This window comes from Pseudaquabacterium terrae (assembly GCF_013266755.1).
GTDB classification, from domain to species: Bacteria; Pseudomonadota; Gammaproteobacteria; order Burkholderiales; family Burkholderiaceae_C; genus Pseudaquabacterium; species Pseudaquabacterium terrae.
The window spans coordinates 476,074-497,420 of record NZ_JABRWJ010000005.1 but is presented as its reverse complement, the minus strand read 5'-3'; the positions used below and the strand labels follow the sequence as shown (position 1 = coordinate 497,420).

Genomic DNA, 21,347 nt, shown 5'->3' with positions numbered 1-21,347 from the left:
AGGGTCGATCCGCTTGACCGCTATGCGGCTTCGGATCACGCTGGCCGGGCGCTTTGAGTTTTTCAAACATCCAAGGAGCGAGTCATGAGTCAGAAGACGGCGTACGTCACAGGGGGCATGGGCGGCATCGGTACCGCGATCTGCCAGCGCCTGCACAAGGAAGGCTTCAAGGTCATCGCCGGCTGCGGTCCGAGCCGCGACTTCAACAAGTGGCTCGACGAGCAGAAGGCACTGGGCTACTCGTTCTACGCCTCGGTCGGCAACGTCGCCGATTGGGACTCCACCGTCGAAGCCTTCACGAAGGCGGTCGCCGAGCACGGCACGATCGACGTGCTGGTCAACAACGCCGGCATCACGCGCGACCGCATGTTCCTGAAGATGTCGCCGGAGGACTGGAAGGCGGTCATCGACACCAACCTGAACTCGATGTTCAACGTCACCAAGCAAGTGGTGCCGGGCATGGTCGAGAAGGGCTGGGGCCGCATCATCCAGATCTCGTCGGTCAACGGCGAGAAGGGCCAGGCCGGCCAGACCAACTACTCGGCGGCCAAGGCCGGCATGCACGGCTTCACGATGGCGTTGGCGCAGGAAGTGGCGTCCAAGGGCGTGACGGTCAACACCGTCAGCCCGGGCTACATCGGAACCGACATGGTGCGGGCGATCAAGCCCGAGGTGCTGGAGAAGATCGTCGCGACCATTCCGGTCAAGCGCCTGGGCACGCCGGAAGAGATCGGCTCGATCGTGGCGTGGCTCGCCAGCGGGGATTCCGGCTTCTCGACCGGCGCCGACTTCAGCTGCAACGGCGGGATGCACATGGGGTGAGCAGACCCGATGCGGCCGCGCGCAACGTGGCCGCGTCGGTGTCGGTCAACTCGACGGGCTGCGCCTCGGCGTAGCCCGCGTAGTGCTTGTCGATCGAGCGCAGGTACAGCGGGTCGTAGTGCTGATGCAGCAGCTCGCCGAGCAGCGACTGCCAGTCGGCGGCGCGCGCGAAGGCCTGCCAGCGGGCCACCGCTTCCTTGCCACGCAGCTCGACCAGGCCCTGCAGCAGCGTGCACAGGCGCTCGGGCTCGGCAGTCAGCTCGGCGTAGTCGTCGAGCAGCAGCTTCACGCGAGCCGGGTCCGGCAAAAACACTGAAATGCAGCGGCCGTGGCCGTGCATGCGCGTGATCAACGCCTCGGGCACCAGCAAGGTGCCGATCTTGCGGCTCTCCGACTCGACGAACACCGGCCGTGCCGGATCCAGCGCCTGAAGCGCCTGCCACAGCAGCGTATCGAAGCGCTTCTGCGCAGGCTGCGGCCGGCCCGTGAAGCCGCCGAGCACCGAGCCCCGGTGCAGCGCCAGCCCTTCCAGGTCCAGCACCTGTGCGCCGGCATCGGCCAGCGCGTGCAGCAGCCGCGTCTTACCGCTGCCGGTGCGGCCGGTCAGCACGCGGAAATCGAAGCGCCCGGGCAAACTCAACAGGTCGTCGCGCACGCGGGCGCGAAAGGCCTTGTAGCCGCCGTCGAGCCGCGCGGTGCGAAAGCCGATCTGGTCCAGGATCAGCGACAGCGAGCCTGAGCGCTGCCCGCCGCGCCAGCAGTAGACCAGCGGCTGCCATTCGCGTGCCTTGTCCTGCACCCAGCGCTCGAGGTGGTCGGCGATGTTGCGCGAGACCAGCGTCGCGCCGAGCTTGCGTGCGGCCAGCGGCGAGTCCTGCACGTACAGCGTGCCGACGATGCGGCGCTGCTCGTCGTCGAGCACCGGCCAGTTGACGGCGCCGGGCAGGTGGTCCTCGGCGTACTCGGCCGGCGAACGCACGTCGATGATGGTGTCGAAGCGCTGCAGCTCGGCAACGGTGGCGGGGGCTTCGACGCTGCGCAGGGGCACTTATTTCGCGGGTGTGAGGGCGTCGAGCAACTCGCTCTCGATCTGCAGCTGCGCGCGCGTCTGCTGCAGCGCCGGGCCGTCGACGAGGAAGGTGTCCTCGACGCGTTCGCCGAGCGTCGTGATCTTGGCCAGCTGCAGGTTCACGTGGTGCTGCGCCAGCACGCGGGCGATCGCGTAGAGCAGGCCCGAGCGGTCGCTCGCGCTGACCGACAGCAGCCAGCGTTGCGCACGCTCGTCGGGCCGCAGCGACACGCGCGGCGTGATCGGGAAGGACTTGACGCGCCGCGACACGCGGCCGCGGCTCGGCTCGGGCAGCGGGCCGGAGCTGGCCAGCGCATGGGCGAGCTGGTGCTCGATCAGCGAGATCAGGTCGCGGTAGCCGGCCTGGTCGCCCTCGTAGCCGGGCTTGACGATCTGGAACGTGTCCAGCGCGTAGCCGGTGCGGCTGGTGTGGATCTTGGCGTCCTGGATCGAGAAGCCGGCGCCATCGAAGTAGCCGCAGATGCGCGCGAAGGTGTCGGCCCGGTCGGGCGAATACACCAGCACCTGCAACCCGTCGCCGACCGGCGAGGGCCGCGCGCGCACGACCGGTACCTGGCCCTCGATGTGGCGCCACAGCGAGCGGGCATGCCAGGCGATCTCGGTCGCGTCGTGGCGCACGAAGTAGCTCAGCTCCAGCGTCTTCCACAGGGGCCCCTCGGTGCCCGGCAGCGCCGAGTGCAGCGCGAGGATCTGCCGCGCCTCCTGCTTGCGCGCTTCGGTCTCGGCGTCGAGGTTCGGCTTCGCGCCGCCTAACGCGCCAAGGGTGCGGCGGAAGAGGTCCTCGAGCAGCTTGCCCTTCCAGGCGTTCCACACCTTCGGGCTGGTGCCGCGGATGTCGGCCACCGTCAGCAGGTACAGCGCCGTCAGCCGCCGCACGTTGCCGACCTTGAGCGCGAAGGCGCGGATCACGTCGGCGTCCGACAGGTCCTCCTTCTGCGCCACCGTGCTCATCGTCAGGTGGTGGCGCACCAGGAACTCGATCAGCGCGGCGTCGTCGCGTGGCAGCTGGTGGTCGCGGCAGAAACGCCGCACCTCCGCGCCGCCCAGGTCCGAGTGGTCGCCGCCGCGGCCCTTCGCGACATCGTGGAACAGCGCCGCGATGACCAGGACTTCCGGCTTGTCCCACTCGCTGGCCAGCTGCGAGCAGAACGGGTACTCGTGCGCATGCTCGGCGATGAAGAAGCGGCGCACGTTGCGCAGCACCATCAGGATGTGCTGGTCCACGGTGTAGACGTGGAACAGGTCGTGCTGCATGCGGCCGACGATGCGCCGGAACACCCACAGGTAGCGGCCGAGCACCGAGGTCTGGTTCATCAGCCGGAAGGCATGCGTGATGCCCTGCGGCTGGCGCAGGATCTGCATGAACAGCGCGCGGTTCACCGGGTCCTTGCGGAAGCGCGTATCCATCAGGTTGCGCGCGTTGTACAGTGCGCGCAGCGTGCGTGCCGACAGGCCCTTGATGCCGGGCGTCTGCTGGTAGACGAGGAAGGTCTCGAGGATCGCGTGCGGGTCCTCGGCGTAGAGGTCGTCGCGCGCGACCTCGAGCATGCCGGCGCGGTCGAGGAAGCGTTCGTTGATGCGCTGCATCGGTGCCGATTCGCTGCCGCTGATGCGCTCCTCGATGTTCAGCATCAGGATCTGGTTCAGCTGCGTCACCGCCTTGGCCGCCCAGTAGTAGCGGTGCATCAGCACCTCGGACGAGCGCTGCGCCTTGCTGGCCTGGTAGCCGAAGCTTTCGGCGACGGCGGTCTGCAGGTCGAACACCAGCCGGTCCTCGCGCCGGCCGGCGATCGCGTGCAGCCGCGCGCGGATCAGCTTCAGCGTGCCTTCGTTGCGCTGCAGCTGCTTGACCTCGAACGGCGTGATCAGCCCGCTGGCCGCCAGCTCGCTCCAGCTGCGGCCCAGGCCCGCCGCGCGCGCCACCCACATCACCACCTGCAGGTCGCGCAGGCCGCCGGGGCTTTCCTTGCAGTTCGGCTCCAGCGAGTACGGCGTGTCTTCGTACTTGGTGTGGCGCTGCCGCATCTCCAGCGTCTTTGCGCGATAGAACGCGGCCGGATCCATCACCTTGCCGGTCTCGTGCTTGAAGTGCACGAAGAGCCGCCGCGGCCCGGTGATCAGCCGCGATTCGAGCAGTGCCGTCTGCACCGTGACGTCGCCGCGCGCTTCGGCGATGCATTCGTCGACCGTGCGCACCGACGAGCCGATCTCGAGGCCGATGTCCCAGCAGGCGGTGATGAAGCCTTCGACCGACGCGCGCATCGAGTCGGTGGAGGCCGCGCCGCGCAGCCGGTCGGTCGGGATGCTGTCGGGCAGCAGTACCAGCACGTCGACGTCGGAATACGGGAACAGCTCGCCGCGGCCGTAACCACCGACGGCGACCAGCGCCGCGCCCGGCGGCATGCCGGCGTTGCGCCACAGGTCGCCCAAGGTGGCGTCGACGTGCCGTGTCAGCTGCTTGACCAGCCGTGTCGCCGCCGGGGCGCTGGCGCGCGACTGCAGGAAGTGCTCGATCAGCGCCTTCTTGCCGTCGCGAAAGCGCGCGCGCAGCGCGGCGACTCCGCCGGCGGGCGTCGGCTGCGCGGCGGTCAACATCTTCTGGGTCAGCCGGTGATGAAGGCGGGCGGCTTGGGCGAGCCTTCGGACAAGGTCAGCACTTCGTAGCCAGTGTCGGTGACGGCGATCGTGTGCTCCCACTGCGCGGACAGCGAGCGGTCCTTCGTCACGATGGTCCAGCCGTCGCCCATCTCGCGGATCTCGCGCCGGCCGGCATTGATCATCGGCTCGATCGTGAACATCATGCCGGGCACCAGCTCTTCGAGCGTGCCGGGGCGGCCGTAGTGCAGCACCTGCGGCTCCTCGTGGAACTTGCGGCCGATGCCGTGGCCGCAGAACTCGCGCACGATCGAGAAGCCGTTGGCCTCGGCGAACATCTGGATCGCGTGGCCGATGTCGCCCAGGCGCGCGCCGGGCCTGACCTTCGCGATGCCCTTCCACATCGCCTCGTAGGTGAAGTTGCAGAGGCGATTTGCGGCGATCGAGCCCTCGCCGACGACGAACATGCGGCTGGTGTCGCCGTGCCAGCCGTCCTTGATGACGGTGACATCGATGTTGACGATGTCGCCGTTCTTCAGCGGCCGCTCGTTCGGGATGCCGTGGCAGACCTGGTGGTTGACCGAGGTGCAGATCGACTTGGGGTAGGGGATGTAGCCGGGCGGCGCGTAGTTCAGCGGCGCCGGCGTGCCGCCCTGCACATGCACGATGTGGTCATGGGCCAGCTTGTCGAGCTGCTCGGTGCTGACGCCGGGCTTCACGTGGGGCGTGAGCATGTCCAGCACTTCGGAGGCCAGGCGTCCGGCGATGCGCATGCCTTCCAGGTCGGCCGCGGTTTTCAGGGTGATCGACATGGGGCGGGATTATCCCACCCGGCCTGCAGGCACGAGGCCGGCCGGGTTCAGCTGGCGGGAGGTGGGCCTGGCGCGAGCAGGTGCGCGGTGCCGGCGACGATGTCGCGCGCGAGTTGCACCAGTTGCGTGCGCTGGTCGCGCGCCTGGCGGCGCAGCGCATCGAAGGCGTGCTCGCCCGACAGCCGGTGGCGTTCCATCAGCATGCCCACCGCGGTCGCGATGCTGCGGCTGGACTGGATCGACTGCTGCCACGAGGCGTGCTGTTGGGCCAGCTCGCTGGTCTCGAGCAACGCGAAGTCCGAATCGTGGCGGTCGTCCGGATCGAGCCGGACCTCGTAGCCGGCCGCCAGCAGCAGCCGCGCCAGCTCGTCGCGCAAGGCCGTGTCCGCCACGGTCACCTGGAATCGGGGTCGCTTCATTTCCTTAACCGCTCTTCGAGGCGCGGCGGATCTGGAAGCGCCGCGCCGGGTGAACTGCCGGGTCCTGCGACTGCAACCGCTTTAGTAAGTGAACATCATCCGCCCTTGGCGTGGGCTGAGCAATGTCAACCAGTGCATACCTGACTGCATCGATCGGATTGAAAGCACCGTGTCATCGCCGTTGTTCCGGCGATCGGCCGCGCCCACCGCCCGGCACCATGCCCGTCACACGCAACCGAGACCCCGTTGCCCACGTGTTCCGGCTCGTCCGCCGGCGCGAGTCCCCAGTGGACTCCCGAGCCCGCGACATGCGAGCCCTCGCAGGGAGGTCTCATGAACTTCATCCGCAACTGGCGCATCGGCGCCCGGCTCGGCGCCGGCTTCGCCATCGTGCTGAGCCTGTCGTCCGGCATGCTCGCCGTGGCCGTCACGCGCCTCGACCACATCGGCGAAGACGCCGCCGCGATCATCGACAAGGAATGGGTCAAGGCCGAGGCGGCCGCGACGCTCTACGCCACGGCGCGCGGCAATGCGCAGCGCACGATGCAGCTGTTCTTCACCGACGACAAGCGCGAGCTCGCACGCTTGCGCGAGCTCATCGCGGGCAACCGGCAGACGGTGACCGAGGCGGTCGCGACGCTCGACAAGCTCGTCTACCTGCCCGAGGGAGTGGCGATCCTCGGGCGCCTGAAGGAGCGGCGAGGGGTCTACGTCGAGTCGTTCTCGAAGGTCGACCGGCTGCTGGCGCAGGGCCAGCGCGACGAGGCGACGAAGGAGCTGACCGGGCAGACGCTGCCGGCGATCGAGGCGCTGCAGGTCGAGGCGAAGGCTCTGTCCGAGCTGCAGAGCAAGATCGTGACGACGGCCGGCGCCGGCATCGAGGCGACGATCGACCGGACGCACTGGCTGCTGATCGCGCTCGGTGCCGCGTCGGTGCTGCTCGGCGCCGGCTTCGCTTGGTGGCTGACGCGCTCGATCACGCGGCCGATCGGCGAGGCCGTGCGCGTGGCCGAGACCGTCGCCGCGGGCGATCTGAGCTCGCGCATCGAGGTCCGCGGTCGCGACGAGACGGCGCAGCTGCTCGCCGCGCTGGCCCGAATGAACAGCAGCCTGGCCGGCGTCGTCGGTACCGTGCGCCGCAGCAGCGATTCGATCGCCACCGGCTCGGGGCAGATCGCCGTGGGCAACCAGGACCTGTCGCAGCGCACCGAGGAGCAGGCGTCGAGCCTGCAGCAGACGGCGGCATCGATGGAGCAGCTCAACAGCGCGGTGCAGAACACGGCAGACTCGGCGCGCCAGGTCGCGCAGCTCGCCCGCTCGGCGACCGAAGCGGCGCAGCGCGGCGGCGGCGTCGTCACCGAGATGGTGCAGACGATGGACCAGATCAGCGACGCCAGCCGCCGCATCGGCGACATCATCGGCGTGATCGACGGCATCGCGTTCCAGACCAACATCCTGGCGCTGAATGCCGCCGTCGAAGCGGCGCGCGCCGGAGAGCAGGGCCGCGGGTTCGCCGTCGTCGCTGCCGAAGTGCGCACGCTGGCACAGCGCAGCGGCGCGGCCGCGCGCGAGATCAAGACGCTGATCGGCGCCAGCGCCGAGAAGGTCGAGCTCGGCAGCGCCCAGGCCGGCAGTGCCGGCCAGGCGATGGGCGACATCGTCGCGCAGGTCAGGCGCGTCGACGACCTGATCGCCGAAATCACTGCGGCAACGCTCGAGCAGTCGACCGGCCTCGGCCAGGTCGGTACCGCGATCGGCCAGCTCGACGAGGTGACGCAACAGAACGCCGCGCTGGTCGAGGAGTCGGCGGCGGCCGCGGAAAGTCTGCGCCAGCAGGCGCAGCGGCTGGTCGAGGCGGTGGCGGTGTTTCGGCTCGACGAGGCGGCGCCGCAGCTCGCGTAGCGCCTGTCTGCGGGGGGGCACGGCGCGGCGCCGGCCCTGGCGGGGTCCCTACAATCCCGGGTTTCCCCCAGCCGTCGCCCGCCCAGCATGACCGTCGCGCCCAAGCATCTGATGCACTTCGAGGGGGGCGATGCCCTCTCCGCCTTTCGCGCGCAGGCGCTGCTGGCGCGGCTGCAGGCGGCGAGCCCACGCATCACCGGCGTCGCCGCGCGCCATGTGCACTGGGCCTGGAGCGACCAGCCGCTCGATCGCGGCGCGCTCGACAAGCTGGAAGGCCTGCTGCGCTACGGCGATCCGTACCACGGCGGCGCCGAGGGCACGCTGGTCGTCGTGATGCCGCGGCTGGGCACCGTGTCGCCATGGGCCAGCAAGGCGACCGACATCGCGCATAACTGTGGTCTCACGATCCACCGCATCGAGCGCATCACCGAATTCCGCCTGCAACTGAAGTCCCCGCTGCTCGGCAGCGCGAAGCCCTTGAGTGCCGACGAGCTGCAGGCCTGCGCCGCGCTGCTGCACGATCGCATGACCGAGAGCGTGGCCTTCGAGCGCGAGGCCGCGCGCCACCTGTTCGACGAGCAGTCGGCCACGCCGATGGCCCATGTGGACGTGCTGGGCGAAGGCCGCGCCGCGCTGGTGCGGGCCAACGGCGAATTCGGCCTCGCGCTGAGCGACGACGAGATTCGCTACCTGGTCGACGCGTTCAAGACGCTCAAGCGCAACCCGAGCGACGTCGAGCTGATGATGTTCGCGCAGGCCAACAGCGAACACTGCCGCCACAAGATCTTCAACGCCGAGTTCGTCATCGATGGCGCGCCGCAGCCGCTGTCGATGTTCGGCATGATCCGCCACACCGAGAAGGTCTCGGGCCAGCACAGCGTCGTCGCCTATTCGGACAACGCTGCGGTCATGGAAGGCGGGCCGCTCGAGCGCTGGCGGCCGTTGGGCTTCACGAACGCGCCGGTCTACGGCGCGCGGCCCGAGACCGCGCATGTGCTGATGAAGGTCGAGACGCACAACCATCCGACGGCGATCTCGCCGTTCCCGGGCGCTTCGACCGGCGCCGGCGGCGAGATCCGCGACGAAGGCGCCACGGGCCGCGGCGCGAAGCCGAAGGCGGGCCTGACCGGCTTCAGCGTCTCGAACCTGAACCTGCCCGGCCTTGCCGAGGCCTGGGAGCGCAACCCCGTCGGCAAGCCCGAGCACATCGCCAGCCCGCTGCAGATCATGACCGAGGGTCCGCTCGGCGGCGCTGCGTTCAACAACGAATTCGGCCGGCCGAACCTGGGCGGCTACTTCCGCGTCTTCGAGCAGCATGTCGCCGGCGTGATGCGCGGCTATCACAAGCCGATCATGATCGCCGGCGGTCTTGGCACGATCGACGCGGGGCAGACGCACAAGCGGCCCTTCGGCGCCGGCACGCTGCTGGTGCAGCTCGGCGGCCCGGGCATGCGCATCGGCATGGGTGGCGGCGCCGCGAGCTCGATGGCCGCCGGCACCAACACCGCGGCGCTGGACTTCGATTCGGTGCAGCGCGGCAACCCGGAGATCCAGCGCCGCGCGCAGGAGGTCATCAACCACTGCTGGGGGCTCGGAGAGACGAATCCGGTGCTGGCGATTCACGACGTCGGCGCCGGCGGCATCAGCAACGCGTTCCCCGAGCTGGTCGACGGCGCGGGCAAGGGCGCCCGCTTCGACCTGCGAAAAGTACCGCTCGAAGAGAGCGGCCTGGCGCCGAAGGAGGCCTGGTGCAACGAGAGCCAGGAACGTTATGTGCTGGCGATCGACCCCGACCTGCTGCCGCTGTTCGAGCAGATGTGCGCGCGCGAGCGCTGCCCGTTCGCGATCGTCGGCATCGCGACCGACGCGCCCGACCTGATCCTCGAGGACGGCCCCGGCGGCGAGCGCCCGATCGACATGCCGATGGAGGTGCTGCTCGGCAAGCCGCCGAAGATGCAGCGCGACGTGCAGCGCATCGCGCGCACCGAGTCTCCGCTGGACCTGACCGGCGTCAAGCTCGACCAAGTCGCCTTCAGCGTGCTGCGCCATCCGACGGTGGCGAGCAAGCGCTTCCTGGTGACGATCGGCGACCGCACCGTCGGCGGCCTGAACCACCGCGACCAGATGGTCGGGCCCTGGCAGGTGCCGGTGGCCGATTGCGCGGTGACGCTGGCCGACTACGCCGGTTTCCGCGGCGAAGCGATGGCGATGGGCGAGCGCACGCCGCTGGCATCGCTCGATGCGCCGGCCTCGGGCCGCATGGCGGTCGGCGAGGCGATCACCAACCTGCTGGCCGCGCCGATCGAGCTCTCGCGCATCAAGCTGAGCGCGAACTGGATGGCCGCCTGCGGCGAGCCGGGGGAAGACGCCGCGCTGTACGACACGGTGAAGGCGGTCGGCCTCGAGTTGTGCCCGGCTCTGGGTATCGGCATCCCCGTCGGCAAGGACAGCCTGTCGATGCGCACGCGCTGGCAGGACCGGCAGGTCACCGCGCCGGTCAGCCTGATCGTCACCGCTTTCGCCAGCCTGGCCGACGTGCGCGGCACGCTGACGCCGCAATTGCAGCCCGGCGACACCAGCCTGATCCTGATCGACCTCGGCAATGGCAAGCAGCGCATGGCGGGTTCGATGCTGGCGCAGGTGATCGGCCAGTTCGGTGATGTCGTTCCTGACCTCGACGATCCGGCGCGACTCAAGGCGCTGGTCGCCGCGATCAACCAGCTGCGCGGCGCCGGCCAGCTGCTCGCCTACCACGACCGCAGCGATGGCGGCCTGTGGGCGGCGGTGTGCGAGATGGCCTTCGCCGGCCAGCTCGGCGTGAGCCTCAACGTCGACCTGCTGGTCACCGAAGGCGACGGCATCAGCGACAGCCGCGCCGAGTTCGGCGATTCGAAGAACTGGGCCTCGCAGGTGAGCGAGCGCCGCAACGAGTTGACGCTGAAGGCGTTGTTCAACGAAGAGCTGGGCGCCGTGATCCAGGTCAAGCGCGAGGACCGCGATGCGGTGATGGCGGTGCTGCGCGCGCACGGCCTGTCCAAGCACAGCCACGTGATCGGCAAGACCAACGAGCGCCGCGTGGTCGAGCTCTGGCGGGATGCCAAGGCGCAGTTCAGCGCGCCATTGAGCGCGCTGCAGCAAGCCTGGGATGAGGTGAGCTGGCGCATCGCGCGCCAGCGCGACAACCCGGCCTGCGCCGATGCCGAACATGCGGCCGTCGGCGCCGATGGCGATCCGGGCCTGCACCAGCACTTGAGCTTCGATCCGGCCGAAGACATCGCCGCGCCCTTCGTCAACACCGGCGCGAGGCCGAAGCTCGCGATCCTGCGCGAGCAGGGCGTCAACTCGCATGTCGAGATGAGTTATGCGATGGCGCAGGCCGGCTTCGAGACTTTCGATGTGCACATGAGCGACCTGCAGGCCGGCCGCGCGCGCCTCGACCAGTTCACCGGCTTCATCGCCTGCGGCGGCTTCAGCTACGGCGACACGCTCGGCGCCGGCGAGGGCTGGGCGCGTTCGATCCTCTTCAACCCGGCGCTGGCTGAAGCCTTCGCCGCGTTCTTCTCACGGCCCGACAGCTTCGCGCTCGGCGTGTGCAACGGCTGCCAGATGATGGCCGCGCTGAGCCCGATCATCCCCGGCGCCCAGGCCTGGCCGAAGTTCACGCGCAACCGCAGCGAGCAGTTCGAGGCGCGCTTCAGCCTGGTCGAGGTGCTCGAAAGCCCGTCGATCTTCTTCGACGGCATGGCCGGCAGCCGGCTGCCGATCGCGGTCGCTCATGGTGAGGGTTATGCGGACTTCTCGCAGCGCGGCAATGCGGCGAAGGTGCAGCGTGCAATGCGCTACGTCGACCACCACGGCGAACCGACCGAGGCCTACCCGTTCAACCCGAACGGCAGCCCCGAGGGCCTGACCTCGGTGACGACGCCGGACGGCCGCTTCACGGTGCTGATGCCGCACCCGGAGCGGGTGTTCCGCAACGTTTTGATGAGCTGGTCGCCCGGCGATGTGTCGGCCCGCAGCCCGTGGATGCGGATGTTCGGCAACGCCAGGAAGCGACTCGGCTGATGAAGATCCACCACCTGCTGGCGCTCGTGCTGGCCGTGGCGGGCGTGCTCTGCGCAACGCCGGCACGCGCCGATCATCCGGTCACCAAGACGACCTACACCTACGCACTGGTCGGCGAGCTGCCGCTGAAGGCCGATGTCTACAGCCCGCAGTCGTCGCCTTATGGCACGCAGCGGCCGGTGATCGTCTTTGTGCACGGCGGCGGCTGGACCTGCGGCAACCGCGACGGCTACGGCGGCCTGCCCCACTACCTGGCGCAGACCTTCGGCGTCGTCACGGGCAGCGCTTCGTACCGGCTGGCGCCGGTGACCGATGCGGTCATCGAAGGCGGCCGCATCGTCTCGCCGGGCGCGCGCGACGGCTGCACCGAAGGCACGTTTCCGACCGAGGGACTCGGGCTGCCGCAGCACCGCGCGGCGTTCCCGGCGCAGATGGTCGACCTGAAGAACCTGATGTGGCAGCTGCGCCGGCATGCCGATGCGCTGCAGATCGACCGCAAGCGCATCGCAGTCGTCGGCGCCTCGGCCGGCGGGCACCTGGTCGGTATGCTGGGCACGACACGTGAACTGGCACCCGACGCGCCGCCGACGGCCGCCGGCGCACTGCTGCACAGCCAGCCGGATGCGATCGTCTCGATCGCCGGCCCGTGGGACCTGCGCGCCGGCGCGCCGCTGTCGCACCCCAGCGTGCCCGGCATCCTGCGCAACCTGTTCGGCGGTGAGCCGACCAGCGCACAGCGCACGGCAGCATCGCCGATCACCGCCATCGCCGGCACGCCGGTCCGTTTCCCGCCGACGCTGTTCCTGCACGGCGCCGCGGACACCCTGGTGGAGCCGCGCCAATCGAGCGCGGCCTGCGCGGTGATGCCGTCCTGCGCCTATGGCGCGGCGCTGATCGTCGACACGCCGGCCGGCGTCGATCCGCACGACGCGATGTATTTGCTGCAAGCGCGCTTTGCCGAGTTCGTCACGTTCCTCGCTGTCGTCTTCGGCGCTCCCCCCTGAATGCCGGCCGGCCGCGCCGGCACGCCTTGTTGAACGCGCTGTCGCGGCCGATACTGCCGCGACCTTGGACTCGACCATGGCCAGGAACCGCGACCTGCATCCGGCCGAAGCGCTGCTGCAGCTGGCGCTCGATGCCGTGCGGCGCGGCAACCACCGCGACGGCCTGCAGCGCTGCGAAGAGGTGCTGGTGCTGCTGCCGCCGGGCGACGACGCCGGGCGCGCGCTGGCGACACGGCTGCTGGCGCTGAACCAGTGGCGGCTCGGCAAGCCCGAGGCCGCGGTGCATACCTCCAACCGCGCGCTGGCGCTGTACCGCGCGCTCGGCGATGCCGCCGGCGAAGGCGAGGCGCTGGTCTCGCTGTGCATGGCCTTCGTCGCGCTCGGCCTGTACCGCGATGCGCTGGACACCGCGGTGCGCGCGCTGGCCGCGGCGCGCGAGTCCGGCGACCGGCGCATCGAAAGCTGGGCCCTGAACCGCATCGGCGTGGCCTACGAGGCGCTCGAAGACCCCGAGCTCGCCGCCCGCTACCTGCACGAGGCCCTGGCCCTGGCGCGCAGCCACGGCGGCGAGGAGGAGCAGTTCGCGGCGATGTGCAACCTGTCGAGCAATGCCCTCGTGGCCGCCGACTGCCACCTGCGCGCGGGCAACGTCGATGCCGCACGCGCGGCGTCGACGGCCGCCCGCAGCCACGCGACCGAAGCGCTGGCGCTGGCGCGGCGCTCGGGCAATACCCACCGCGAGGTCGTCGCCCTGGGCAACCTGGCCGAGGCATTGACGCACGACGACGACATCGAGGCCGCGACGGCGCTGCTGACCGAATACCACCAGCTCGCCGAGCTGCACGGCTACCGGCCCTTCGAGCTGACGGCGCGCTACGACCTGGCCTGCCTGCTGCAGCGCGGCGGCCAGCATGTCGAGGCGGTCGAGAAGCTCGTTGCGCTGTTGCTCGCGCTGCCGGCCGAAGGCAACACCGACATGCGGCGCAAGGTCGAGCACGCGCTGTACGCCTCGAACAAGGCGCTCGGCCGTCCGGCCGAGGCCTTGCAGCACCACGAGCAGCATGCGCGGCTCGAGCGCGAGCACCTGGTGCAGCGCGCCGACGCGCAGGCGCGCGTGCTGCTCGAGCGTCTGGAGTACGAGAAGGCCAAGCGTGAGCTGGCGCTGGCGCGCGACGACGCGCAGGCCCAGCGCGCGCGGGCCATCGAGCTCGAGGGGGAGCAGCACCGCCTGCGTGCGCAGGCCGAGGCGATGGCCCGCGCCGCACTCGAGGATCCGCTGACCGGACTGCACAACCGCCGCATCATCGAGGAAATGCTGCCCGCGCTGCTGCGCGCCGCCGGCAGCGCCGGCACGCCGCTGGCGCTGGTGATGCTCGACGTCGACCACTTCAAGCGCATCAACGACGAGCACGGCCATGCGGTCGGTGACCGCGTGCTCGCCGCGCTGGCGCAGCTGCTGCGCCAGCACACGCGCAGCTCCGACCTGCTGGCGCGCGTGGGCGGCGAGGAATTCCTGCTGGTGCTGCCGGGCGCGACGATCGAGCAGGGCGCCGACAAGTGCGAGCTGCTGCGCGAAGCCGTCGAATGCCACCGCTGGGACGACGCGAAGCCGGGCCTGGCCTTGACGATCAGCCTGGGCCTGGCCGCGCTGCGCCCGGACGACGACAGCGGCCCGCTGATGGCGCGCGCCGATGCGGCGCTGTATGCCGCCAAGCGCGGCGGGCGCAACCGGGTGATGGCCGGTTGACGCCCCCGGCCCGCCTGCAATTGAATCGCGCCTGAAGCCGGGTTGAAACCGGCCGTTGCGAGCATGGCGCGCTTTCACCACTGACGATCCACCCGAGAGGCCCACCCCATGAAGACCGTTTCCGCCCGCACGCTGCGCCATGCCCGACTGGCCACGCTGGCCGGTGCCTTGTGCACGTTGAGCACGGTTCCCTGGTCCGCGCAGGCCGCCGATGTCAACAAGGGCATCGAGCAGGCGCTGGCCGCAGCACAGGAGAGCAAGAAGGGCATCTACGTCTACGTCGGCGGCCAGCAGATCGGCGGCGCGGTGGTCAAGATCGAGGCCGGGCAATGGGTCGAGATGCGCAGCCAGCAGTACACCCGCATCGTGCTGCGGCTCGACCGCATCGACGGCGTCGCGATGCAGTAGGCCCGCGAGCGCTCGCCAGAACAAATACACAACAGCCGCGCTCGGCCTGATGGCGGCCGGGCGGGAATTGCCCTAAAACGCGGCATGGCCGCCGCCGCAACGTCGCAAGCCCCGCATGAAGCCGCCCTGTCGTCGACCGAGGTCGACGCGGTGCTCGGCGACCGGCGCTTCGTCTCGCTGTTCGAGACCCGCGAGACCGAGCATGCGCAGGCCTACCTGTCGCGCGTCTACGGTCCGCATGCGCTGCGGCTCGATGGCGGCACGGCGCTGAACATGCGGCTGCGCGGCTTCGAGTTCGCGCACCTGCACCTGGGCGAGGTGCGCTACGGCTCGCCCGCCGTGGCCAGCATGTCGCAGGCCCACGGCCATTGGGTGTTCTCGTACCTGCGCAGCGGCCTGGTGCAGACCGACGTGCAGCAGCGTCCGTACGTGCCCGGCGAGGCCGCGGTGATGGCCCCCGACAGCGTGCAGCGGCTGACGATGTCGGCCGACATGGAGATGCGCAACCTGCGCGTCACGCAGGCCGACATGATCGCCGCCTGCCGCTCGCTGCTCGGCTCCGACCTCTCGCACGCGCTGCGCTTCGAGGAACGCGTGGCGGCCAACAGCCCGCAGACCGCGGCGCTGCTGCGCGTGATGTCGCACCTGGCGGCCACGCCGGCCTACGCGCAGGCCGCGGCAGGGCGGCTCGAGCGCAGCCTGCGCGATGCCGCGCTGTACGAGATCCTGCTCGCCTGGCCGAACAACTACGCCCACACGCTCGAGCAGCCCGCCGCGCTGCCGGCGTCGACGCGGCGCGCGCGCGACTTCATCCATGCCCATGCGGCCGAGTTGCCCTCCATCGCCGACATCGCCGAAGCCGCCGGCGTCGGCGTGCGTGCGCTGGCGCTCGGCTTCGAGAAGCACCTAGGCATCTCGCCGCTGCGCTACCTGCAGCAGTACCGGCTCGACCGCGTGCACGAGGCGCTGATGGCGCCCGGCGGCGAGGTCACGGTGACCGAGATCGCCGTGCAATGGGGCTTCCTGCAGCTCGGCAGCTTCGCGGCGCGCTACCGCGAACGGTTCGGCGAAACGCCGAGCCAGACGCTGCGGCGCTCGCCGCTGATACCGCCGCGCTGAAGCCTCGCTGTCGCGGTCGCGACACCCGCCTTGGGACTTCCCCGGGGTCTTCCGATTCGGCACAAGCCGCTTCTGAAAGCCGATAGACGCTTTCGGCGCGCCGCCCGACGATGACCGCGAACGCATCCACAAAGCCAACGCGCGGAGACATCGCCATGAAGTTGAGACTGAACCCGGTGACCGAATTGATCGTCGGCGGCCTGCTTGCAAGCACCGCGCTCGGCGTGCGCGCGCAGGCAGCGCCCGAAAGCTCGGGCACGCAGATCGAGCGCATCACGATCACCGCCGAGAAGCGCACCACGGTGCTCGACACGACGCCGGCCTCGATCACCGCGCTGAACGGCAGCAAGCTCGCCGAGCAGGGCGCGACCAACTTCGCCGACATGCTGGCACTGAGCCCGAACACCAGCTTCACCACCGGCCAGGGCGCCTCGCAGATCTTCGTGCGGGGCATCGGCAATGTCTTCATCCTCGCCGGCGGCGACCCCGGCGTCGCGCTGTATGCCGACGGCAGCTACGTGTCGGACCAGACGAGCTCGAACGTCAGCCTGTTCGACACCCAGCGCGTCGAGATCCTGCGCGGGCCGCAGGGCGCGCTCTACGGCCGGAACGCGACCGGCGGCGCGATGAACCTGATCGCCGCGCGGCCGACCGCGAATTTCCAGGCCAAGGGCGGCGTGCTGTTCGGCGAATACGGCCGGCGCGAGGTCGAGGGCTTCGTCTCGGGTCCCTTGTTTGGCGGTTCGGGCGGCGGCACGCTGGGCCGGCTGTCGTTCCAGGCCAAGCAGCTCGACGGCTACACCAGCAACCCGCTCGCCGGCCAGTCCTTCGGCCCGGTGCTGCCGGGCGGGCGCAGCACCGTCGGCCCCGACAAGCTCGACGACCACGACTCGCGCGCGATCCGCCTGCAGACCGCCACCGACTTCAGCAGCGGCACCAACCTGCGCCTGATCGCCGGCCACTATCGCCAGAAGGACGCGGGTCCGAGCATGCCGCTGCTGGCCGACCCGGTGATGATCCCGCAGCTGCTGTTCGGCGCCGTGCCGAGCACCGATCCGCGGATCGTCGAGAGCCAGGGCGCCTCCAATCAGATCGACGTCAGCTCGGTGCAGGCGATCCTCGAACAGCCGGTCGGCGCGCACACGCTGCGTGCGACCTTGAGCTGGCGCAAGAGCGAGGCCGACCGCTTCTGGGATTCGGACACCACCGAGGCGCTGGTGGCGACCAGCAGCTTCTCGACCGCCAGCACCGACAAGAGCATCGACGTGCACATCGCGTCGGAGGAGGGGGGAGCGCTGCAATGGCTGGTCGGCGCGACGCACCTGCGCTTCGACCAGCGCCAGGACATCGACATCCAGACGCAGATCCCGCTCGGCTTCCTGGCGCCGGGCGCACCGTTCACGGTGCCGATGCCCGGCGGCGTCGCGTTCGTGCTCGGCGGCAAGGTCTTCACGCGCTCGAGCGCGGTGTACGGTGACTTCCGCTATGCGCTGACGCCGAAGTTCTCGCTGCTCGGTGGCCTGCGCTACAACCGCGACAGCAAGCGCGCCGAGGAATACCAGCAGATAGCAGCATTCGGCCTCAACGCGCGCGGCACGCCGAGCGACAGCTGGACCAGCACGCCGGCCTCGCTCGGCGCCGAATACAAGCTCAGCGCCGACGCACTGGCCTATGGCCGCGTGGCCAGCGGCTTCAAGTCCGGCGCGGTGAACTTGGGCTCGGTGCAGGGCAACCTGGTGAGGCCGGAGAAGTCGCTCGGCGTCGAGCTCGGCTTCAAGACCAGCTTCTGGCAGCGCCGCGGCGCCTTCAGCGCCGCGGTGTTCTCCACCGACTACAAGGACATGCAGGTCTCGCAGGTCGGCACGGCCACGGTGATCCTGGCCAATGCGGCGAAGTCGCGCATCAACGGTGTGGAAGTCGAGATCGGCGTCAAGCCGGCGGCGGAATTGACGCTGGGCCTGGGCCTCGGGCTGATGGACCCGAAGTACAAGGACTTCGTCAACGCCGACCTGCGCAACATGACGCCGCCGGTCAACGTCAAGGGCAACCAGCTCGCGTTCGCCTCGAAGTCGCAGGCCGCGCTGAGCGCCGAGTACACGCCGACGATCGCCGGCATGCGCGCCAGCATGCGCGCCGACGTCGTCTGGCGCAGCAAGGTCTTCTTCACCGAGTTCAACACCGCCGATGCGGTGCAGGACAGCTACGGGATGCTGAACCTGTCGGCCTCGATCCGGCCGGCCAACGGCAAGTGGAAGGTCTACGGCTGGGTGCGCAACGCGACCGACAAGACCGCGATCACCAGCATGAGCATCGCGTCGCCGTTGCTCGGCGCGGCGCGCCAGGTCACCTACACGCCGCCGCGGCAATTCGGCATCGGCGCGTCTCTGGAGTTCTGAGCATGCACGCGCCAACCGTACAAGGCCGCTGCGCCGCGCGTTTCGAGCCGCTGCGCGCCCGCTTCGCCGCGCTGTTCGCCAACGACGAGGACCTCGGCGCCTCGCTCGCGGTGACGCTGGACGGCGAGCCGGTGGTCGACCTGTGGGGCGGCCATGCCGACGAGGCGCGCACGCGACCGTGGCGCAGCGACACGCTGACGCACGTCTGGTCGACGACCAAGACGATGACCTCGCTGGCCGCGCTGCTGCTGGTCGAGCGCGGCGAGCTGAACGTGGACGCACCGGTCAGGCGTTATTGGCCCGAGTTCGGCGCCGCCGGCAAGGGCGAGGTGCTGGTGCGGCACCTGCTGGGGCATACCTCCGGTGTCTCGGGCTGGGAGCAGCCGGTCAATACCGATGTGTTGTGCGACTGGGATCTCAGCACCCGGCTGCTCGCCGCGCAATCACCCTGGTGGGCGCCCGGCAGTGCCTCGGGCTACCACGCGCTGAACTACGGCCACCTGGTCGGCGAGGTGGTGCGCCGCATCACCGGCCAGAAGCTCGGCCGCTTCTTCGCCGAGCAGATCGCGCAGCCGCTCGGCGCCGATTTCCACATCGGTCTGCCGGCCTCGGAAAGCGAGCGCGTGGCCCGTGTCGTGCCGCCGCCGCCGCTGCCGATCGACATGGCGACGCTGGATCCGGCGAGCCCGATGTTCAAGACGCTGACCAATCCGCTGCCCGACGCGACGGTCAGCTGGACGCCGGCCTGGCAGCAGGCCGACATCGGCGCGGCCAACGGCCACGGCAATGCGCGCTCGGTGGCCCGCATCCAGTCGCTGATCGCCTGCGGCGGCGAAGTCGACGGCGTGCGCCTGCTGTCGCCGCAGACCATCGAGCGCATCTTCGAGCCGCAGGCCGAGGGCATGGACCTGGTGCTCGGGCTGCCGATGCGCATGGGCCTCGGCTGGGGCCTGCCGCAGCCGGCGCTGCTGCCCTTCATCCCCGAGGGCCGGGTCTGCTTCTGGGGCGGCTGGGGTGGCTCGATCGTCATCAACGATGCCGACCGGCGCCTGACCTTCGCGTACATGATGAACCGCATGGCGCCCGGCATCATCGGCGGGCCGAACGCGGCCGCCTTGTCCGAGGCGCTGTACCGCTGCGTCGGATGATGTCCACGCTGGCAGACCACCATCGCGAGCTCGTCTTCCAACTCTTCGAGCTGCTCGATGCGCCCGGCCTGCTCGCGCTGCCGCGTTTCGCCGACCACGGCGCCGAGACGCTGCGGGCCGCCCTGCAGGCGGCCGAGACCATCGCGGCCGAACGCTTCGCGCCCTGCCACCGGGCGAGTGACGAGCACGAGCCCGGCTTCGACGGCCAGCGCATCACGCTGCCCGCCAGCACCGGTGCCGCGCTGCGCGCCTTTGCCGACGCCGGCTTCATCGCCGCGACGCACGACGCGGCCGACGGCGGCATGCAGCTGCCGCTCAGCGTCGCGATGGGCTGCTGGGGCCTGTTCAAGGCCGCGAACATCGCGATCGAGGCCTACGCGACACTGACCGCCGGCGTCGCCGACGTCATCAAGACGCAAGGCACGGCCGCTCAGATAGAACGTTATCTACCGAAGCTGCTCGCGGGCCACTGGTTCGGCACGATGGTGCTGACCGAGCCGCAGGCCGGCTCGTCGCTCGGCGACCTGCGCAGCAGCGCGACGCCGCAGCCCGACGGCCGCTACGCGATCCGCGGCCGCAAGCTCTTCATCACCGCCGGCGACCATCAGATCACCGAGAACATCGTGCACCTGGTGCTGGCACGCATCGACGGCGCACCGCCCGGCGTCAAGGGCCTGTCGCTGTTCATCGTGCCGAAGTTCAAGCTGCGGCCGGACGGATCGCCGGGCGAGCGCAACGACGTGGCGCTGGCCGGCCTGATCCACAAGCTCGGCTTTCGCGGCACGACCTCGGCGATGCTGAACTTCGGCGAGCAGGGCGAGTGCACCGGCGAGCTGCTGGGCCGGCCGCACGAAGGCCTGGCGGCGATGTTCCAGATGATGAATGGAGCGCGCATCGGTGTCGGCCTCGGCTCGGCGATGGTCGCGCTGGCGGGCTACCGCGCGGCGCTGGACTATGCGCGTGAACGCCGCCAGGGCCGGCTCGGCCGCGACGTGCAGCAGGCGCCGGTGGCGATCGTCGAGCATGCCGACGTGCGGCGCATGCTGCTGACGCAGAAGGCGCTTGCCGAGGGCGCGTTGTCGCTCGCGCTGCACGCGGCCTGGCTGCACGACCTGCAGCAGCACGCGAGCGGGCGCGAAGCCCGCGAGCGCGCCGGCCGCCTGCTCGAGCTGCTGACGCCGGTGGTCAAGGCCTGGAACTCGCACTTCGGCACTGCGGCCAACGACCTGGCGATCCAGGTGCTCGGCGGCTACGGCTACACGCGCGACTTCCCCGTCGAGCAGCACTGGCGCGACAACCGGCTCAATGCGCTGCACGAAGGCACCAACGGCATCCAGGCGCTCGACCTGCTGGGCCGCAAGCTCTTCGGCGACGACGGCGCGGCGTTCGGCGCGCTGGCGCAGGAAGTGAACGAGACCATCGCCCAGGCCCGCGCCGCGGCCGATGGCGGCCTGCAGGCGCAGGCCGGCGTGCTGGCATCACAGGCCGGCCAGTTGGCCGAGGCGTGGGAAGCACTGGGCGAGACGATCCGCTCGCTCGGCCATGCGCTGCGCGACGACCCGCGCCGCGCGCTCGCCGGCGCCTGGGACTTCATGCAGCTGTTCGGCCACAGCGTCGTCGGCTGGCTGTGGCTGAAGCAAGGTCTCGCCGCGACCCGTGCGCTGGCGCAGGCCGAGGGCAGCGCAGCCGACTTCTATCGCGGAAAGTTGGCGGCCATGGACCATTTCCTGACCACCGAGCTCGCGCCGATGCAGGCGCGCCACGCGCTGCTGCGCTGCACCGAGGCGAGCGTGCTGGACGTCGACCCGGCGTGGTTGTGA

Annotated in this window: 14 protein-coding genes; 10 read left to right on the top strand and 4 right to left on the bottom strand. The window is 70.1% G+C overall.

Annotation, left to right across the window (positions count from 1 at the left end; all coding sequences use genetic code 11):
• Positions 1-84: 84 nt before the first annotated feature.
• Positions 85-822 (top strand): acetoacetyl-CoA reductase, encoded by a 738-nt coding sequence (gene phbB / locus HLB44_RS18265; protein ID WP_173125136.1) that lies wholly within the window; start codon positions 85-87, stop codon positions 820-822.
• Here phbB and mnmH read toward each other — a convergent pair.
• The 4 genes from mnmH to HLB44_RS18245 are packed head-to-tail and all read right to left on the bottom strand — an operon-like array spanning position 791 to position 5,738.
• Positions 791-1,870 carry a tRNA 2-selenouridine(34) synthase MnmH gene (gene mnmH / locus HLB44_RS18260; protein WP_173125134.1) on the bottom strand — a complete coding sequence of 360 codons (1,080 nt, stop codon included), beginning with the start codon at positions 1,868-1,870 and terminating at the stop codon, positions 791-793. The two genes, phbB and mnmH, sit on opposite strands and share 32 nt — an antisense overlap.
• Positions 1,871-4,507: a [protein-PII] uridylyltransferase gene (locus HLB44_RS18255; protein ID WP_173125132.1), complete on the bottom strand. Its 2,637-nt coding sequence runs from the start codon at positions 4,505-4,507 to the stop codon at positions 1,871-1,873.
• Between the two features lie 8 nt (positions 4,508-4,515).
• Positions 4,516-5,319 (bottom strand): type I methionyl aminopeptidase, encoded by an 804-nt coding sequence (map, locus tag HLB44_RS18250; RefSeq protein ID WP_173125130.1) that lies wholly within the window; start codon positions 5,317-5,319, stop codon positions 4,516-4,518.
• Positions 5,320-5,366: 47 nt separating this feature from the next.
• Complete coding sequence (locus HLB44_RS18245; protein ID WP_173125128.1) at positions 5,367-5,738, bottom strand: ANTAR domain-containing protein; 372 nt, start codon at positions 5,736-5,738, stop codon at positions 5,367-5,369.
• 333 nt (positions 5,739-6,071) lie between these two features.
• Here HLB44_RS18245 and HLB44_RS18240 point away from each other — a divergent pair, with 333 nt between their 5' ends.
• The 9 genes from HLB44_RS18240 (at position 6,072) to HLB44_RS18200 (ending at position 21,347) form a co-directional block, all read left to right on the top strand.
• The gene (locus HLB44_RS18240) at positions 6,072-7,640 is read left to right on the top strand and encodes a methyl-accepting chemotaxis protein (RefSeq protein WP_173125126.1); all 1,569 of its coding nucleotides are present in this window, start codon (positions 6,072-6,074) and stop codon (positions 7,638-7,640) included.
• A gap of 87 nt (positions 7,641-7,727) precedes the next feature.
• Positions 7,728-11,705, top strand: coding sequence for a phosphoribosylformylglycinamidine synthase (gene purL / locus HLB44_RS18235; protein ID WP_173125124.1), 3,978 nt, complete (start codon positions 7,728-7,730; stop codon positions 11,703-11,705).
• Positions 11,705-12,709, top strand: a complete 1,005-nt coding sequence (locus HLB44_RS18230; RefSeq protein ID WP_173125122.1) for an alpha/beta hydrolase — start codon at positions 11,705-11,707, stop codon at positions 12,707-12,709. The genes purL and HLB44_RS18230 overlap by 1 nt, the downstream gene beginning before the upstream one ends.
• A 76-nt stretch (positions 12,710-12,785) precedes the next feature.
• Positions 12,786-14,456, top strand: a complete 1,671-nt coding sequence (locus tag HLB44_RS18225) for a diguanylate cyclase (RefSeq protein ID WP_173125120.1) — start codon at positions 12,786-12,788, stop codon at positions 14,454-14,456.
• A gap of 108 nt (positions 14,457-14,564) precedes the next feature.
• Positions 14,565-14,864: a hypothetical protein gene (locus tag HLB44_RS18220; protein ID WP_173125112.1), complete on the top strand. Its 300-nt coding sequence runs from the start codon at positions 14,565-14,567 to the stop codon at positions 14,862-14,864.
• Between the two features lie 84 nt (positions 14,865-14,948).
• Positions 14,949-15,983, top strand: coding sequence for an AraC family transcriptional regulator (locus tag HLB44_RS18215; protein ID WP_173125104.1), 1,035 nt, complete (start codon positions 14,949-14,951; stop codon positions 15,981-15,983).
• Positions 15,984-16,138: 155 nt separating this feature from the next.
• Complete coding sequence (locus HLB44_RS18210) at positions 16,139-18,379, top strand: TonB-dependent receptor (protein WP_173125102.1); 2,241 nt, start codon at positions 16,139-16,141, stop codon at positions 18,377-18,379.
• A 2-nt stretch (positions 18,380-18,381) separates the two neighbouring features.
• The gene (locus tag HLB44_RS18205; protein WP_173125100.1) at positions 18,382-19,527 is read left to right on the top strand and encodes a serine hydrolase domain-containing protein; all 1,146 of its coding nucleotides are present in this window, start codon (positions 18,382-18,384) and stop codon (positions 19,525-19,527) included.
• Positions 19,527-21,347 carry an acyl-CoA dehydrogenase gene (locus tag HLB44_RS18200; RefSeq protein WP_173125098.1) on the top strand — a complete coding sequence of 607 codons (1,821 nt, stop codon included), beginning with the start codon at positions 19,527-19,529 and terminating at the stop codon, positions 21,345-21,347. The genes HLB44_RS18205 and HLB44_RS18200 overlap by 1 nt, the downstream gene beginning before the upstream one ends.

What these genes read in the sequence shown, in the direction of transcription:
- map (WP_173125130.1), bottom strand. Translation starts at nt 5,319, where the DNA reads ATGTCGATCACCCTGAAAACCGCGGCCGACCTGGAAGGCATGCGCATC.
- HLB44_RS18230 (WP_173125122.1), top strand. Translation starts at nt 11,705, where the DNA reads ATGAAGATCCACCACCTGCTGGCGCTCGTGCTGGCCGTGGCGGGCGTG.
- HLB44_RS18200 (WP_173125098.1), top strand. Translation starts at nt 19,527, where the DNA reads ATGTCCACGCTGGCAGACCACCATCGCGAGCTCGTCTTCCAACTCTTC.
- HLB44_RS18210 (WP_173125102.1), top strand. Translation starts at nt 16,139, where the DNA reads ATGAAGTTGAGACTGAACCCGGTGACCGAATTGATCGTCGGCGGCCTG.
- HLB44_RS18255 (WP_173125132.1), bottom strand. Translation starts at nt 4,507, where the DNA reads ATGTTGACCGCCGCGCAGCCGACGCCCGCCGGCGGAGTCGCCGCGCTG.
- HLB44_RS18225 (WP_173125120.1), top strand. Translation starts at nt 12,786, where the DNA reads ATGGCCAGGAACCGCGACCTGCATCCGGCCGAAGCGCTGCTGCAGCTG.
- purL (WP_173125124.1), top strand. Translation starts at nt 7,728, where the DNA reads ATGACCGTCGCGCCCAAGCATCTGATGCACTTCGAGGGGGGCGATGCC.
- phbB (WP_173125136.1), top strand. Translation starts at nt 85, where the DNA reads ATGAGTCAGAAGACGGCGTACGTCACAGGGGGCATGGGCGGCATCGGT.
- HLB44_RS18220 (WP_173125112.1), top strand. Translation starts at nt 14,565, where the DNA reads ATGAAGACCGTTTCCGCCCGCACGCTGCGCCATGCCCGACTGGCCACG.
- HLB44_RS18215 (WP_173125104.1), top strand. Translation starts at nt 14,949, where the DNA reads ATGGCCGCCGCCGCAACGTCGCAAGCCCCGCATGAAGCCGCCCTGTCG.
- HLB44_RS18245 (WP_173125128.1), bottom strand. Translation starts at nt 5,738, where the DNA reads ATGAAGCGACCCCGATTCCAGGTGACCGTGGCGGACACGGCCTTGCGC.
- HLB44_RS18205 (WP_173125100.1), top strand. Translation starts at nt 18,382, where the DNA reads ATGCACGCGCCAACCGTACAAGGCCGCTGCGCCGCGCGTTTCGAGCCG.
- HLB44_RS18240 (WP_173125126.1), top strand. Translation starts at nt 6,072, where the DNA reads ATGAACTTCATCCGCAACTGGCGCATCGGCGCCCGGCTCGGCGCCGGC.